Below are 725 nucleotides of genomic sequence, written 5' to 3'. Positions count from 1 at the left end.
ATATCTATTTATGACAAGGATGACTTACTAGAGGCTAAAAAACTGCTTGAATTCACTCCTAAATTTCCAATGACACTATCAAACGAGTGGGTAGCAAAAGAGGCATATGTTACGAAAAAAATAAACTTCAGCTATCCAGAGAATAAGGCAGAAGAAGAGTATAGAGTACTTGGCATAAAATTTGGAAGTATGAATAAACAAAAAACAGACGGAATTTCAGGGTTTTCTTACAAACAAATCAAGGACAAAAAAATGTATACAGATATGAAAAAGAGCGGCCATGCTCCTTTCGAGCGGATAGATGGCAAGAAATTTGTTGTTAAAGTTACACCGGTAATCATAGAAGGCAGGGAAGTACTAAAAACGGAGCCATATAAAATTGATGAGGAAATGAGCTCTTCAAGTGAACCGGATATCACCTCTTATTTTTGGTTAGAAAATGACATATGCTACAAAGTCTCCTTTGTAAAGAATGGAGATGCTCAATATAAGGCAATAGCTGCTTTAATCAAAGAAAAAATAGTTGATCTAGATAAGGTCAAACCTATAAACTAATTCGGGCAGGAAAGGGATAGAGTGAGTCAGAATAATCTGCACTCTGTCCTTTTTCTTTTTAAAAGATAAAAATATTGAAAAAATCTGAAAATTAATTATAATAAAAATTGAGAGGTGATTCAGGTGTCAGAAACAGAGCGAGAACTAGGGCAAACAGCCACGACACACAT

The 725-nt window shown here is 34.6% G+C and carries 1 pseudogene; it reads left to right on the top strand.

The features are described from left to right. Positions 1–555, top strand: a pseudogene (locus AYJ08_RS07295) (M56 family metallopeptidase); the annotation flags it as partial. Between the last annotated feature and the right edge of the window lie 170 nt (positions 556–725).

Origin of the sequence: Brevibacillus sp. SKDU10, from assembly GCF_001645205.1 — a bacterium.
Lineage (GTDB): Bacteria > Bacillota > Bacilli > Brevibacillales > Brevibacillaceae > Brevibacillus_B > Brevibacillus_B halotolerans.
Note: the sequence above shows the minus strand (reverse complement) of the source record. Positions and strands in the feature narration are given on the sequence as shown.